The organism is Shewanella sp. SG41-4 (assembly GCF_014164505.1).
Lineage (GTDB): Bacteria > Pseudomonadota > Gammaproteobacteria > Enterobacterales > Shewanellaceae > Shewanella.
In genome coordinates this window covers 1-15,723 of sequence record NZ_JACJFI010000085.1, presented here as the reverse complement: position 1 = coordinate 15,723, position 15,723 = coordinate 1, and the positions used below count along the sequence as shown (strand labels likewise).

The 15,723-nt window shown below is 40.9% G+C and carries 17 protein-coding genes; 7 read left to right on the top strand and 10 right to left on the bottom strand.

Annotation, left to right across the window (positions count from 1 at the left end; all coding sequences use genetic code 11):
- The 8 genes from H5202_RS10045 to H5202_RS10010 form a co-directional block, all read right to left on the bottom strand.
- The coding region (locus tag H5202_RS10045; protein WP_182771953.1) for a hypothetical protein at positions 1 to 1,368 on the bottom strand (1,368 nt) is incomplete at its 3' end.
- A gap of 198 nt (positions 1,369 to 1,566) precedes the next feature.
- Positions 1,567 to 2,076, bottom strand: coding sequence for an S-ribosylhomocysteine lyase (gene luxS, locus H5202_RS10040; RefSeq protein ID WP_182771952.1), 510 nt, complete (start codon positions 2,074 to 2,076; stop codon positions 1,567 to 1,569).
- A gap of 87 nt (positions 2,077 to 2,163) precedes the next feature.
- Positions 2,164 to 3,288, bottom strand: a complete 1,125-nt coding sequence (locus H5202_RS10035) for a TRAP transporter substrate-binding protein (protein ID WP_182771951.1) — start codon at positions 3,286 to 3,288, stop codon at positions 2,164 to 2,166.
- A 163-nt stretch (positions 3,289 to 3,451) separates the two neighbouring features.
- Complete coding sequence (locus H5202_RS10030; RefSeq protein ID WP_182771950.1) at positions 3,452 to 3,751, bottom strand: BolA family protein; 300 nt, start codon at positions 3,749 to 3,751, stop codon at positions 3,452 to 3,454.
- 119 nt (positions 3,752 to 3,870) lie between these two features.
- Positions 3,871 to 5,292, bottom strand: coding sequence for a DASH family cryptochrome (locus H5202_RS10025; RefSeq protein ID WP_182771949.1), 1,422 nt, complete (start codon positions 5,290 to 5,292; stop codon positions 3,871 to 3,873).
- 250 nt (positions 5,293 to 5,542) lie between these two features.
- Positions 5,543 to 6,121 (bottom strand): alpha-ketoglutarate-dependent dioxygenase AlkB family protein, encoded by a 579-nt coding sequence (locus H5202_RS10020; RefSeq protein ID WP_443019395.1) that lies wholly within the window; start codon positions 6,119 to 6,121, stop codon positions 5,543 to 5,545.
- A 111-nt stretch (positions 6,122 to 6,232) separates the two neighbouring features.
- A complete protein-coding gene (locus H5202_RS10015; RefSeq protein ID WP_182771947.1) occupies positions 6,233 to 7,201 on the bottom strand; it encodes a magnesium transporter CorA family protein in 969 nt (322 codons plus the stop codon).
- Between the two features lie 39 nt (positions 7,202 to 7,240).
- On the bottom strand, positions 7,241 to 7,567 hold the full coding sequence (locus H5202_RS10010) for a winged helix-turn-helix domain-containing protein (RefSeq protein WP_182771946.1): 327 nt from the start codon (positions 7,565 to 7,567) through the stop codon (positions 7,241 to 7,243).
- Between the two features lie 252 nt (positions 7,568 to 7,819).
- On the opposite strand from H5202_RS10010, the gene H5202_RS10005 reads away from it, so the two are divergent.
- The 3 genes from H5202_RS10005 to H5202_RS09995 are packed head-to-tail and all read left to right on the top strand — an operon-like array spanning position 7,820 to position 10,788.
- Positions 7,820 to 8,548 carry a PH domain-containing protein gene (locus H5202_RS10005; protein WP_259397264.1) on the top strand — a complete coding sequence of 243 codons (729 nt, stop codon included), beginning with the start codon at positions 7,820 to 7,822 and terminating at the stop codon, positions 8,546 to 8,548.
- Complete coding sequence (locus H5202_RS10000) at positions 8,541 to 10,223, top strand: PH domain-containing protein (RefSeq protein WP_182771945.1); 1,683 nt, start codon at positions 8,541 to 8,543, stop codon at positions 10,221 to 10,223. The genes H5202_RS10005 and H5202_RS10000 overlap by 8 nt, the downstream gene beginning before the upstream one ends.
- A gap of 4 nt (positions 10,224 to 10,227) precedes the next feature.
- On the top strand, positions 10,228 to 10,788 hold the full coding sequence (locus tag H5202_RS09995; protein WP_182771944.1) for a DUF924 family protein: 561 nt from the start codon (positions 10,228 to 10,230) through the stop codon (positions 10,786 to 10,788).
- A gap of 41 nt (positions 10,789 to 10,829) precedes the next feature.
- Here H5202_RS09995 and H5202_RS09990 read toward each other — a convergent pair whose 3' ends face one another.
- Positions 10,830 to 11,261, bottom strand: a complete 432-nt coding sequence (locus H5202_RS09990) for a universal stress protein (protein ID WP_182771943.1) — start codon at positions 11,259 to 11,261, stop codon at positions 10,830 to 10,832.
- Between the two features lie 255 nt (positions 11,262 to 11,516).
- Here H5202_RS09990 and H5202_RS09985 point away from each other — a divergent pair, with 255 nt between their 5' ends.
- Together H5202_RS09985 and H5202_RS09980 are read left to right on the top strand one after the other, a co-directional pair.
- On the top strand, positions 11,517 to 12,938 hold the full coding sequence (locus H5202_RS09985) for a coniferyl aldehyde dehydrogenase (RefSeq protein ID WP_182771942.1): 1,422 nt from the start codon (positions 11,517 to 11,519) through the stop codon (positions 12,936 to 12,938).
- A gap of 191 nt (positions 12,939 to 13,129) precedes the next feature.
- Positions 13,130 to 13,717, top strand: a complete 588-nt coding sequence (locus H5202_RS09980; RefSeq protein WP_182771941.1) for a TetR/AcrR family transcriptional regulator — start codon at positions 13,130 to 13,132, stop codon at positions 13,715 to 13,717.
- A gap of 9 nt (positions 13,718 to 13,726) precedes the next feature.
- On the opposite strand, the gene H5202_RS09975 is transcribed toward H5202_RS09980, so the two are convergent.
- Positions 13,727 to 14,041: a DUF1289 domain-containing protein gene (locus H5202_RS09975; RefSeq protein WP_182771955.1), complete on the bottom strand. Its 315-nt coding sequence runs from the start codon at positions 14,039 to 14,041 to the stop codon at positions 13,727 to 13,729.
- Between the two features lie 191 nt (positions 14,042 to 14,232).
- Between H5202_RS09975 and H5202_RS09970 the strand changes: the two genes are divergently transcribed.
- Both H5202_RS09970 and H5202_RS09965 read left to right on the top strand, forming a co-directional pair.
- Positions 14,233 to 14,826 (top strand): DUF4136 domain-containing protein, encoded by a 594-nt coding sequence (locus H5202_RS09970; protein ID WP_259397263.1) that lies wholly within the window; start codon positions 14,233 to 14,235, stop codon positions 14,824 to 14,826.
- Between the two features lie 158 nt (positions 14,827 to 14,984).
- Complete coding sequence (locus H5202_RS09965; RefSeq protein ID WP_182771940.1) at positions 14,985 to 15,629, top strand: DUF2913 family protein; 645 nt, start codon at positions 14,985 to 14,987, stop codon at positions 15,627 to 15,629.
- Positions 15,630 to 15,723 lie beyond the last annotated feature (94 nt).

The window sequence follows — 15,723 nt, the reverse complement described above, 5'->3', positions numbered from 1 at the left end:
GACTTCAATAGAAGGTAACCAGCCATCATCAGAGAAATCAGCAGCATTGAGGCTAGTATTTACATCACCAAGCTCACGAGAAACACTAACATGCTCATAACCTAAACCGAGATTGATAGACCACTGACCATAATTTAATTTAGTGTCTACCGCTGATGAAAATGCCGAAGCATCGTCAGTATAGGTCAGCGCATATTCATCATCAGTAGTCGGCGTCAGAGATAAGTCATTGTTCCACGACCACTCACGTTGACCTAAACGCATTTCAGCTTTATCTGTATGGTAGCGCGCACTATAAGTCACCTGATGCTGACCATACATGCTGACACCTTTTGTTTGCACACCGAAACCAGCAAAATCGTTATTTTGTATTAACGATTCTAAGTTCATGCCATCGGCGTTAGGTGTTGCTTCAAACATAGCGATACGAGACAACAACGCACTATTAATCTGTTCACCATCAACAAACTGCATTGCTTGAGATTGTTGTGAATAGGTTTGATAATAAAAATCGGTAGCCATCGTCGAAGTGGACGACATCAATAGCTTATGTGCTAACACGTAGCGTTGACGCTCACCTTCTGTATTATCGGCACTGGCTGCTGAATATAATTGAGCCGGATTTACCGAAAAATCGACACTGGTTAACCCCAACGTGCCGCGATCAGCTTCTTGCGATGAGTACTGATAACTAAATTCGGTCGTTTGTTTATTACGCGCGCCTGGTAAACTATCGGCAGCAATTTTGAACAGAATATCTTTCTGTGTACTATCTGCTTCACGGGCGACACGATAACCAACAACGTCAGATGCCGATTGATAATCAACGGCCAATAACATGCCATTTTGCTTTGAAGTACCACTCAGTACAGCCCCGCCATTGATGGCATTATTATCACTGCCTTCAAAGTTGACATCTGTTGCGTATTTTTTGGGACTAATTTGTACAGACTGATAGTCGAGCTTACCAAAAGCAGCTTCTGAACTTTCAGTCACACTGGTCATACTGGAAAAAGACACTTTATTCTGGTGCAATAAATTGGGTTGCAACACTAAATTCTGTCCAGAATACGGTGCTGGAGAAAAGAAAACGCCATCTTGAAAAATAGCTACACCGTCAGTGGCTCCAGCATTTGTGATGGTCACATCTTGATGTGGTGCGGTAGGTAATACTGTGGCGCCCGTCAACCCTAGCGCAATATTGCTTTGGCGATAATGAAACTGGCTTATTGATGACTGTTGCAAATCGAGTTGATTATTAAGGTTATCAATAGACTCGGTCACTGTTTCAGCAACGGCATTGGTTGAATGGCAAACATAAAGCACTGCAGCTGCTATCACTGACAGGCTAAATGGGTGGTTAGACATATTAATCTCCGTATATGTGTCTGTTCACGCAAAAAATCGCTTAAAATGACTAGTCACTTAGTTAAAAGTGACTAGTACAATAACGGTTCCAGTCACATAAAAATAGCGTACTGTTAACCTTTAATCGACATTAAGTTATTTAATTGGCATAAAATCAGCTTTAGCCATTTTAACCTATAGAGCTTGAAACTCTATTGATTAAAGATTGCCTAAAATTTCATCACTTAATTTTAAGTCATCATTTTGATTAACACTCACACCCGCAGCAATGATCATCCGAGCAATGTCTTGCGCTTGTTCTAATGAATGCATTTCATAAGTACCACATTGGTATTCATTTAACTCAGGAATATCTTTCTGATCAATCACATTGGTTACGTCAACCATTGCCGCTAGCCAGGCATCGGCAACTTTACTTTCTGTAGGTTGACCAATTAAGCTCATGTAAAAACCGGTACGGCATCCCATTGGCGAAATATCAATAATCTCTATGCCATCACCGTTTAAATGTTCACGCATAAAACCAGCAAACAAATGCTCAAGTGTATGGATACCACGTTCGCTAAGGATATCTTTATTGGGTGCACAAAAACGCAAATCAAATACAGTGATAGCATCGCCGCTTGGGGTGCTCATGTGCTTGGCAACGCGAACCGCTGGAGCATTCATACGTGTATGATCTACGGTAAAACTGTCTAATAAAGGCATTGCTTTCTCCAAAGTAAATAATAATCTGACAATATAAGGACTAATAACACGATAATATCACTATTTAAGTATGGTCACAGTTAGAGTTTACTGTTGATGTTTATCATCTAACTCAATGCGACTCAACGCATCTTCTGTGTAACTAAAATAACGCTTTACTGACTTCTCGTTAGCCATATAAGACTCCAGTACTTTATTAAATAACGGGTCTTTAGCCGCTTCGATGTTAAGAACATCATCTCTTGCGTATTTTAATGCGCGGATGACTGTATTGGGAAAAGGTTTCACTTGCACATTATGCTCGTTAAGCAATACATCCATCGCAGCTATATGGCCTTGAGTATAATCATCTAACATATCCTGATTGATGGCTCTGGCTGCTACTTTAACAATCATTTTTAAATCATTAGGAAGAGTAGAAAAGGCCTGTTTGTTGATCAAAAACTCCATCGTAGAACCCGGTTCGTGCCAACCAGGGTAATAGTAATATTTAGCCACTTGATCCAACCCAAGTGGCAGATCATTATAAGGTCCAACCCACTCAGCTGCGTCAATAGCACCTGTTTGCAGCGCGCCATATAATTCTCTGCCAGCGAGTGCATCAACGGGAACTCCGCCAAGCTTTTTGAGCACCTTACCTCCGATACCAGGCAAGCGCATTTTGAGGCCTTTAAAGTCTTCAGGGGTGGCAATGATTTTATTAAACCAGCCGCCCATTTGCATGCCGGTATTTCCACCGGCAAGCGGCAATACACCAAAAGGCTGATAAACTTCCTCCCATAATTCCATTCCACCGCCATAATGAAGCCACGCATTCATTTGCTGTGCATTTAATCCAAATGGTATTGATGAGAAAAACTGAGCGGCAGGCGCCTTACCTTTCCAATAATATGACGCGCTATGGGCCATTTCTACAGTGCCATTACTCACACCATCAAATACTGACAATGCAGGCATTAATTCACCAGCACCATAAACGGTAATAACCAAACGACCGTTAGACATTTGTTCGACTAATTTGGCAAAACGTTCAGGTGCCATGCCTAAACCTGATAAATTTTTTGGCCATGACGTGGCTAAACGCCATTCAATAACTTGATGAGGAATTAAATCTTTTTGAAGAAGAGGACTTACCTTTGAAGGCGCTTCTTGTTGACAGCCTAACAATAGCGTTAACCCCATTAACCAGCAGGTTTGTATCACCTTACTCATGTAAACATCCTATATCAATCCCACACGTCTATCACATGACTGTAACATAATCACAACCAGTGACAAACACCACGTCATTACAATACAAAATAAAAAACCTCACGGGTTAGGTGAGGTTTTTATATAAGACAGTCAGAGAGTTAATAGCAATTAACACTTACTCTTACCCTTTACAATTAGGGGTCCTAGGCACTTCATCCAATGCTTGCCATTCTGGCTGGCTATAAGCATTTATGGATAGTGCATGTACGCCACTGGCTAATTCATCTGCTAGGGCTTGATTGACCAAACGGTGACGGGCAAGTAAGCGCTGTTCGCTAAATTGATCGCTAACTACAACCACTTTAAAATGAGTTTCTGAGTTAGGCGGCACATGATGACGATTACTCTCATTAATCACTTCAAGGTGCAAAGGCGCAAAAGCGTGATTCAATTTATCGGTAATGATTTGTTCGACAGACATAGTGATACTCTTATTAATCCATATCGATGAAATCAAAGGGTACTGGTTTGCCTAATAAAGGTCAAACAAGCAGGGTAAAAGTTAACGTTTGAGCACAACTTTCTCAAGTCGATCTGAAATTAACTCCTTGGCCAATCGGTTATATCAACACTATCGATACAATATGACGCATGACTCTCATTATGTTGCTGTAATGCCTCACGTCCCAACCATGCATTAATAAATAATCCTTGTGGGTCGTATGTCTGTTGCTGTTTTTGCAGATTAAAACGTCTCGAACCGCGTGGATCGGCACCAACACCGGCTAGATACTGCCAATTACCCCAATTCACAGCTGAATCATAATCAATTAATTGCTGTTGAAAATACGCCGCCCCATAACGCCAATCACATTGCAGTTCATTGACCAAGCAACTTGCTACAATTTGCCTGCCGCGGTTTGACATATAGCCAGTGTCATTTAACTGCTTCATCAATGCATTCACAAACGGATAAGGTGTAGTGGCGGTTTTCCAAGCTCGAATGCGTTGGGCGTAAAAACTGGTTAATGGTTTACGTCCATTAATGCCTGAAAATCTAAACACCAGCGTATTGAATTTATGCGCGTAAAAATGGAAATACTCACGCCAAAGCAGCTCATACAAAATACACTCGGTAGATTCGTTAGCACCTTGTTGTAACTCAAATTGCTTTAATGCTGCGACGACTTGTCTTACCGATAGACAACCATTGGCTAACCAAGGCGAAAACTTTGTTGAACATTCCCAGCCATCAAGTTCGTTTCGTACGGCTTTATAGTTATGGGCTAAATTTGACGAAAAGTAACTGTCTAGTTGCAACTTCCCTTGTGCTTCACCACCGCAAAAGACGTTACTCATCGTTTGAGTTTGTGGCAACCAGCTAGGATAAGCCAGCCAAGACTGAAGTTGTTTGTCTTGTGGCTTAAGTGCGACCATAGACGGGAGCCAAGATACTGTATCAATGGCAGGGCTGATATTAACGTTGTCGACCTTTTTACGGAACTGACTAAATGTCGGAGCCAGATCGGCTAATTCAAAAGGCAGTTGCTGCAGATCAAACAGAGTTTGAGTGGTAATAGTCGAATATTCAACATTGGGGCACTGCTGCTGAATGACTTGCCAAGCCGTTTGCTCATCAGCACCACTATGGTTACTACGGTATACCCTCGAAATATTATGAGCTTGAATTATATAGGGTAACGATTTTTGCGCTGAAGCATAAACAATATGCACTTGTTGAACATATTGATTAAGCGTTTCATCTAAAGCCCGCAATGATTCTAATAAAAACCGCAGTCGGTACTTACCGACATACTCAGCCTGATATTGAGCTTGGCGAAACCAGTTTGGGTCGATGCAGTACACCACCATCAACTGTTGTGCATGCAGGGCTATATCTGCAAAGATGGCATTATCTGCTACCCGCAGATCATCACCTAACCAATAAAGTGCATTGACAGTAGATTGTGATGTCGATTGTAAATTCGTTTCTTCGAAAGTTTGGCCACCAGCATTATTCATCTATTCATTACCACAACTTGTACTAATGCTAATGAGTACGTATACATAGCGGGTAACGGTTCAATAATGATCCATTTTAGCGATATCCCCAAACTAGCTCGACCTTCGGTCTTCGAGGTCCTAGAGTCGCTTCGCTGCTAGTTCGCTACGCGGATAGAGCGCTTCGCTGCTAAGATTTTATAGCATCTAGCCGCGCAGCGTCCTAGCCTCTAGGCTTTTAGCTTTTAGCTATGGCCATTAACGAGATTTGTTAACCATAATAATGAGGGATAATGTGCCGAAAAGTGAAATTAATACGCGGTTCAGTTACCTTAAGACGCTTAGGTAAAGCATGTTGCCATTGTTGTTGCATACCAGGATGCATAATGAGTAAATCGCCTGACTCTAGGGCAAAATTAACTTTAGTTTGCGTCGGTTTATGGCGCACAACAAAATCTCTACAAGCGCCTAACGTGATAGACGCAATCGCCGAACCCGTGACGATTTCAGGTTCATCATCACTGTGCCAGCCCATACAGTCACGGCCATCGGCATAGCGATTAACTAACACTGAATTACTGTCTATTTGATGGTCATTAAGCAATTTTGCACGTAATCGACTTAACACTTTTGGCCAAGCCAGTGCGGTGATGTGTAATTTGGAATAGTGATAATCGCAACCCAGATCGCCAAACCAAGCTTGGGTGCGAGGAATAAAATGCTGCTTACCATAGACTTCAATCGCCACGCGATCTAATGGGTATTGCTCTACTTCCATCATTAACAACTGTTGCTGCTTGGGTGACAAAAAACCTTTAATCCAAGTAACTGGTGGACGGTTTTGGTTAATCGCTGTTGGCGCAACAACGGTATCTTGAGTGAAGCCGCTTTGTGGCTCACCAAAATCTAATCCATGTTGAAATCCTGTCACCCGATCACCCTTTTATCTCGTTTACCTTAATTAATACCAACGTTTGATTCTAGCAATCCATAAACCTGAAACCACAATGACTGCCATTAGGATTAATACCGAAAAATAACCAAAATGCCATTTTAATTCAGGCATATTGTCAAAGTTCATTCCGTAAATGCCGGCGACTAATGTTAATGGTAAAAAAATCGCGGTGACCATTGTTAATGTCATCATCACGCGGTTAGTTTTATGAGCACTCACCGAAATATAACCATTGATTAAACTGTCCACTAAACCTTGATAAAGACTGGCACGACTCGATAGGCGTTCAAACTGATTATATAAATAGCTCAATTGCTCATAGTCCATCTTAATATGCAAATGAGTGTTATCACCAAGCAGTTGCTGCAAGATTTCTTCATGGTAACTAAACGAACGTTTGGCTTTTTGTAGCTTACTGCTATAAGCGATTAGCTCTGCTAATAAATCATCAGTAGATACATCAAAGATTTCATCTTCTATTTCACCTAAACGTTCTTCTAATGCCAACATCACCGCCAGATAATCAATCACAATTTGGCGCATCAACTCAAAACTGACTCGACTCATGTCCGTACTTTCGAGGCAACCTTGTGCGCTAATCCGTTGGATCACTTTGTTGACACTGATAGACGGTTTCAGGTGTTGGGTGACTAAAAAACCGTCGTTCACATGCAGTAGTAATTGGCTGCGTTCGAGCAAAAGATACTCATCTCTAGCCATAAGCTCGTGGGTTAACAAATACGAATGTGAATCATATTCTTCAAATTGCGGTGGGTGACGTTCTCGCTGTGCTTCTTCAAAGTCTAGGTGATCAATGCCAAATAAGGGGTATTGTTTGAAAAACGCTTGGCTATGCTGGCCTGAAATATCGACCCATATTAACTGCTGTTGGGGATCATACTGACTCATAAGAGTCTCATCACCTTGTGATAATAACTGACCTTGAGCATTAAATAATAGTATCTGTATCGCCATGAATAACCCTTTTAACAACCCATTATTGCAATATATGGCCTAACTGATCGATTCTGATTCGCCAGCTGTTTCAATGTGTTGTTTAATCTGCTCAAAATGGCTACTCACCCAAGCACTACTGATTGGGCCCCAAGTTGAAATGCGATAATAACCTTCGTTATGACGCTGACCTTGCTGCACAAAATCCACTTCAATGCCAATATCAGCAAATGCAGCTATTGCATCTTGCAATGTCCTTCTAGGCATAAGAGTCAGTTTATGTAAGCTTAATAAGTTGTGCTGCTCTTCATCCAGCAAGTGCGCTAAATACAATTTTCGTAGAAATGCTTTTTGCGATTTATTGATCACGTAATTATTCGAAAACATCCTTCACACACCCTATTACCTCTACATCACTCAGTAGAAATTACTGCATCTGTAGTCAATCACGCAAGCACTATTGCTAGTGTCAGCCCATTGTGGCTGAATTAATCGCGGCATTGCGACTGAATTAATCATGGATAAAAGGATAATTGATTGATTTATCAATAACCCATTACGATTAACACTACCTAAGTAGAGACAATCTGGTTATAGTTTTTAGCAATAGATCTGATTAAACATGGAAAACCAATAGACATGGATACACCGCCGCAGTCAAAGAGCTCAATAATACAGCCGCAATCAAATAATCCTTCAGCGGCGACTACTATCTCTGCGATGTCTCCTTCAAGTGAAACATTCGCCCACGCTTACGACCACGGTCCTCGATTATCCCAAGATGAGTATATTCAACTTTCCGACTTGCCACTGAGCAGTATTGATCCTAATTACCCTAAGTTATTATTGATCATTAGCAGTGTCGTGGCGGTGATAATCATAACGGTTTTAAGCGCATTTCTATTAATAGCTAAACCACTGCCATTGACTATAGCTGCTGTAGGCTTGGTTTCAGCAATAGTATTAGCGGTTGTGCTGATTCAACTTATCCACCTTAAAGCACATAAAATTGCTTATGGCTTGTTTACACATGAAATGGTGTTTCGTGAAGGGTTATTTTGGGTATCAACAACTGCACTGCCTTATACTCGGCTGCAACATGTTAATTTGTCTCAAGGGCCTCTCGAGCGAAAATACAACTTAGTGACTTTAAAATTTTTCAGTGCCGGCAGCGGTTTAGCTGAAATAGATCTACCAGGTCTTAATGCCGAGTTAGCTGAGCATTTACGCCAACATTTATTGAGCCAAGCAGCAGCAACGCATCAATTACTCACTACCGAACCCGAAATTATTGTTCCAACACCAGCAGATGCTCAAACTGATCCGTTATCCATTCAACCTTCTCAGCAAGGTAATCATAATGGATAAGTCATCGACATCATCAGACAATAGCCAGCCTCATGATACCGATGGAGTTACAACCAATAGCGCATTCGATGCAAATATTGTCGATGCGACAAAAACCATTGATGAGACGATAGAAAGCAAAACCGTTGATGCGAATCTGAATAACGACAATCCAACAAGTGGTTTACAACAATGGCAAGCACTGTCGGCGTGGTCCATTGTAAGTAACATTTTCAGTACCTTGAAAAACATCCTCAGTAATGGTTTTGCTATCGTGCCAATTGCCTATACAGGATGGCAGCAAGGTTTTGATATGCAATGGGGCATATTGGCGTCGAGTGTTTTATTAATACTGGTGACACTTTTCGCAATAATAGAATGGCGTAAATTTCGATTTCGTCTTCATAACCATCAACTTGAAGTCAAACGCGGCTTATTTTTTACCAAAAAAGATGAAATTCCGCTAAGCAGAATACAAAATATTCGTTATGAACAGCCGTTTTACTTCAAACCATTGTCACTCGGCACTCTGGTCATTGAAACCGCTGGGTCTAAAAAAGACGAAGCACATTTAGCTGCATTAGACACATTACAAGCACAAACCTTAAAACGTTTACTGTTAAATTTAAGCCATGCTGCAGTAACACCAACAGACACAATTTCACAGGCAAACAATCAACATAATATCGATAACACACAGCCAATTGTGCGTAAAAGTTTAGCTGATTTAGTCTTATTTGGTTTTTATCAAAACAATTTTATCTGGTTTGCTGTTATCGCTGGCCCTATAGCTGGCCAAATAGATTGGGATAAAATATTCGACTCACCGCTCGCGCAGCAGTTTTGGTTATGGGTGCAGCAGCAAACCCATCAAAACATTGGTTTGCAAACCATCATGGTCATCGTGGGGTTATTTGCGATTTACAGCTTGTTTTCGTTAATTTCAATTGTGGCAGCTATTTTAAAATATCATCCATATCAGCTCGATAAACATGATGAAACCATACAGCGAAGTGGCGGAGTCATTTCACACCAACAAGATGCATTGGCCATAAAACGTATTCAACTAATCCATGTTCAACAACCCGCTATTGCGCGCTTATTTAGCCGTTGGACCGTATACTTTAAGCAAGTTAAAGGGCATGAGGTTGAACAAAAAACCAAACAGCACATGTTAGTTCCTAGTGTAAAGTCTACTGAAATAGAATTACTCTTGGCTAGCATTCCTCTTATTAGTGGTGGCGCAAGTGCATTACCTAGTAGTTATAACCCTATCCATATTAATTGGCTGACAAAGCGAATCGTTATACCGCTGTTTCCAGCCATCATACTCACCATTGTCGGTTACTACGGCCATCATAGCCTTGAATTTTTTGAGCTCACTTGGTTTACTACCACAATGATGATGTTCGCGATTTACATTCGTTATAAGCAATGGGGATATGTATTAGCAGATAAGGTTATTTGGCAACACAGCGGCTTTTTAGGTCAACAATGGAAGCGGGTCGCATTTGACAAAGTCCAACACGTTAAAATTACCCAAACTCAAAGTCAAAAACATGCTCAGCTAGCCTATGTTGAAATAGGATTGGCCAGTGGCAGTGTGGTGTTCCCGTATATTCCTGCATCGGTTGCACAGCAAATTGTGGCGCTGTCGCTCAATGCCACGGTCCATAATAATCATAATTGGATTTAGCATAATGAATGAAATACGAGCAACAAATGTCGCAGCCGAGGATATTATCGATTTTTGGTTTGTTCAAATATCCCCAAAACAATGGTGGATAAAAGATACCGAGTTAGATTTACAGATAAACAACCAATATGGCGCCACTTTAAAGGCAGCTATCAAAGGTGAGTTACAACATTGGCGTAAAGATGCCCAAGGTCGATTGGCCGAAATAATCGTATTAGACCAATTTTCGCGAAACATTTATCGCGATACTCCAGCCGCATTTTCCGCTGACAATATCGCGTTAGAGCTTGCTCAACAAGCCGTTGCACTTGGCTGTTTAGCTGAATTAACCGCGCAACAAGCTGCATTCTTAATCATGCCTTACATGCATAGTGAATCGATGGAGATCCACCAGCAAGCTTTACCTTTATTTGAACAATATGCACCCGACAATTTACCAAGCCAGCGACAGCACCAAGCGATTATTGCTCAATTTAATCGTTATCCACACCGCAACGCCCTGTTAGGTCGCGAGTCTACGACTACAGAACTCGAATTTTTAACTCAACCCGGTTCTCGCTTTTAAGCTGTCGAAAAGCATTACTGCATAAACGATAAGCGTCGATTTTATTTGACCACTAGCACAGGACAGTCGGCTTTATTGGCAATCGCCTCGGCAACGTTATCATGCAAAAAATGAGACAGTCCGGTTCTACCATGGCTGGCAATAACCACCATACCAATTTCACCGTTATTGGCCTCTGCCAAAATTTCATCAATGGCATCACCACGGCGAATAAGCGTTTCAATCTTTAAATTAGTATTCAACTGAGCTAATAACTCATGCATTTTACTCGCAGCAGCGTCTTCCATACTTTTAGCCAACTCTTCGGGCGTTATCGCAAGAATCATGTAATTCTCATCACCAAAAGGTTGATCTACAACGTGTAAAATACGAATGCCTACTTGATATAAATTCGCCATTTCAATGGCATAGCGTAAAGCATGTGACGCGGTATCAGAAAAGTCTGTTGGCCATAAAATATTACGTGTTCGCATATTATTCTCCTCTACATTGCAAAGAGTGCTTTGCAATGACATTACACGCCTCACTAAAACACACTCGGCTCCATCTCAACATATTAAGTATAGACAGGATTAAATGGTTGCTTTGTGATCAAAATCAAATCAAAGGCGAAAACTTGCTTTAGATCATAAACAGGCATAACATCAGACCGACTAATCAGTCGGTTTGAGAGCTCTTTTACTGTAAAGCTTATCAAATCAACATCGTTATTTTGCAGGAGATCGAATATGAATATGGCCGTTGATAATAATCAAACTCAATTACGACAGTTACTTACTGATCAACGAGCGCGTTTTCAGTCTAATCCGGCACCAGATTACCAATCACGGGTAGATAAATTAACCAAGCTAAAACAAGCTTTACTTGATTACCAGCAACCCATTATCGACGCATTAATTAATGATTACGGTCATCGATCGCCAAACGACACTATCATTTCGGATATTATGCCTTGCGTAAATAACATCAATTACACCATCAAGCATCTTAAGTCATGGATGAAACCCAGTCGCAGACATGCTGGTTTATTACTATCCCCTTCCAAAGTGTCGGTACAATATCAGCCCTTAGGCGTAATCGGTATTATTGTGCCGTGGAACTTCCCGGTAATGTTATCTATGGGTCCGCTGACCACCGCCATTGCTGCCGGTAATGGCGCAATGCTGAAAATGTCGGAATTCACTCCGGCAACTAATGCGGTATTGCGCAAGATGCTAGCAACGATTTTTGATTCAACTGAAGTTGAGTTATTCGAAGGTGAAGCTGATGTAGCGGCAGCATTTTCAGCATTAACCTTTGACCATATTCTATTTACTGGTTCAACCGTTGTTGGCCGCCATGTTATGCGTGCAGCAGCCGACAACCTTACCCCAGTAACATTAGAATTAGGTGGTAAATCTCCAGCCATCATCGCTCCAGACATGCCTATCGACACCGCTGTAGAACGACTTATTTTTGGCAAATGTTTAAATGCTGGCCAAATTTGTGTCGCGCCTGACTATGTGTTGTGTCCTGCGGAAAAAGTTGATGCGTTTATTGCTGCTTATCAACGTCGCTTTAATAAAATGTACCCTAATTTCGACACCAACCAAGACTACGGCAATATCATTAATGATCGCCAATACCAACGCCTGCTTGCGGTGCTAGAAGATGCTAAAACCAAAGGCGCAACAATCACCTCCGCGATTGATGGCCCAATATCGACAACTCAGCGAAAAATAGCCACTCAACTTGTGACAAATACCACCGACGACATGCTTATAATGCAGGATGAGATTTTTGGGCCATTATTGCCCATTATTAGCTATCAGTCAGTCGATGAAGCAATAGGTTATATCAATCGAAATGACCGTCCATTAGCCTTGTATATCATGAGCTTTGAACAACAAACGCAGCAAAAAGTATTGCAGCAAACCCATTCTGGTGGCGTTTGTATTAATGACACTGTATTCCATGTGGCTGCGGATGACGCCCCCTTTGGCGGTATTGGTCCATCTGGCATGGGGCACTATCACGGCAAAGAAGGCTTTTTAACCTTTAGTCATGCTAAAACCATATTGAACAGTGGAAAAATTAATACCGGCATCTTTGTTCACCCTCCTTATGGCGGCGTGATCCAAAAATTATTGATGAAATTTTTCTTACGTTAACCCTCCCCAACCCTCCCCAAATTGACGCGACTGCAAGTATCACTTATTAAAGTGATACTTGCAGAGCAGAATTTGTCATAAAACAAACTAGATAAATTATCCATAACCTAATTGATCCATAGATAAATAGATAAATAGATAAATGGACCAAAGATTAATAGATCATAGATAAAAAAAGGTATGTTGACTCAATGAGCGGTACATCGATTGTGACCACAGATAAAAAACAAGCCATCTTAAACTCGGCTTTACAGTTGTTTGTTAACAAAGGCTTCAATGCAACATCGACTGCATCGATAGCCAAAGCGGCTGGCGTGGCAACGGGCACGTTGTTTCATCATTTCCCGACAAAAAAAGACATCATGAATCAGCTTTTTTTATCGATTAAACAAGAGTTTGCTACCAACATGGTGAGCAGCACCGATTTTAGTGGCGATATCGAACGAGATGCCAATACGTTATGGCAAAAAGCCATCGACTGGGCCATTGCACAACCCTTAAAGCAACTTTTTTTTCTACAATACTCGATGTCAGCAGACATTGATGCTGACGTCAGAAAACAAGCAATGAACAGCATTCTTGGATTTGTGGTCGAATTGATTAATCAAGGTAAACAGCAGCAGATAATAGCTGACTTTCCCAACGAATTATTGCTCGAAAACTGCCATGGTCAGTACTTAGCTGCGATTCGTTTTTTTACCGACAATCCTCATTTAGGTAATGACGAAATATACAGAAACGCAAGCTTCAGACTATTTTGGCAGGCAATGAAAGCGTGATAGAAAGTATTAATCTAAACTAAAGTCGGTTAAATCAACATCTTCATTTTCTAGCGTTGTCTTTGCTTCAAAATCTAACGGAAGTGCCTGCGACGTTTGCTGAGTTTGTAACTCCAATTGTTTCGCTTTATGAATAGCATATTGACGACGTCGTTTACGTTGAGAGCACAGACGGATAACGTCTTGCTTTTGCAGCTCGCTGTAACTCATCCAGTTAAAACGTTCATCACGGCTTCTAAGACAGCCCATACAATATCCACGACTGTCAGACTGACAAACGCCGATACATGGGCTGGGCACCGCAAAAAAACTTAACTGTTCCATCATTAGAATGCTTAACCTCAGCTAATATTGAATTAAGTACTTAACATCTAAATATACGATATAGTCATTTACAGCTTGGATTAATAACAGCCATTCGCTTTATTAGCTAAAGCCACCATCAAACACCGTTAGGTTAAGGTTATACTAATTAAGTGGATTTTGTACATTATTGCGAGTTAATAGGAGGTTTCATGAGTACATTAAGACATTCGGGTCAATTGCTCTGGCATACAATCGCGTGGCGCAAGCAGATTTTATTCAAGCAGATTTTATTATTGTGCGGCCTGCTATTTCTGGCCTCTTGTGCAACAAAACCTAAACAAGATTATGATGTTAATTACGACTTCTCAGTACTGAAAACATTCAGCCAACTTAGTGTAAAACAAACGGATGACCCATTAACTGCAGACCGCATTAATGATGATATTAAACAAACATTACTTAACCAAGGTTATGTATTTAAAGCTGATAATGCCGACTTTTTAGTTAGCTATGCTTTCGTCACTGAAAACAAAGAACAAGATTCAGGATTATCAATTGGCTTAGGCTCTGGAACTTGGGGGTCTGGTGGCGGTATTAGTCTTGGCACCAGTATTGGTATCCCGCTAGGCAGTGACACCGCTAAAACTCAAACCATTCAAATTGATATTATCGATCCCACAGATAAACGCCTGATTTGGCGTGGTAATGGTCAGTACCACTTTGACGAGGGTGGTGAAGATAAAGTCAAAAGCATTAATCAAACGGTTGCTGCTATTTTGGTACAGTTCCCACCTCAAAAATAATCGACAATAGTTTTTAGCCGCAGCTTATCGTTAGGTAAAATGCGGCGAATTCAAATATAGACGACAGTTCAGCTAAGCGACTAAACACAAATATCTATTTAGCAATTTGCTACTACACGGTAAACTAACCATCACATTACTTTATTGACCCAGTTGAAATGACGACAGAAACATACAACCAAGCCTTATTAACACTTGCGCTAGCGGGAATAGACGCCATAAACACTTCGGCATCACAGCACAAAGCGGTCAGAACGCCAGCACAAGAAAGCCATTTTTTATGTAACTGGATGGTTGAGTCGTTAAAAACAAAACGTTTTTCAAAGCTAATGGCTGACGACTTAACAGCTTGGATAAGCCAAGCTCGTAGTCAAGGAGCAGGGGCTCAACTAAAACGACTATTAACCTGTATTGCCGGTCAGTACCAACAAGCTAACAGCACTGAAATCGCTACAGGTGCAGGGCTGAAGAATATGTTAGCAGGGCTCACAGCACAAGAATGGGTAGTGATCACCGATACCGATATTGATGCAAAACTGAAACTCGACAGTGATGGTAAATCCAGTTTAATTATCTCAGCAAAAGATTTTAATCAACACATTATTGATGACAAAATTGTAAAACCCATCTCAATGTACATTCGTGGAGATGAAAAGCAGGTAGCTCGTTTAGCGTTAGAACAAGGAATATTACTCAGCCCAGGCAATAAAAAGACCTCATTGATAAAACATCATAAAACTTACGTATTAATGCCGAGTAATTTACACCAGAGCCTATGCTTGCTATGTCTTGATCAATATTAAGTATTGAAAGTTGGTATAGTATTAATACAACGATAATAAATAAGGAAATACCATGAAAAAATGCTTTATTGCACTCACCTGCCTTGCGATGTTT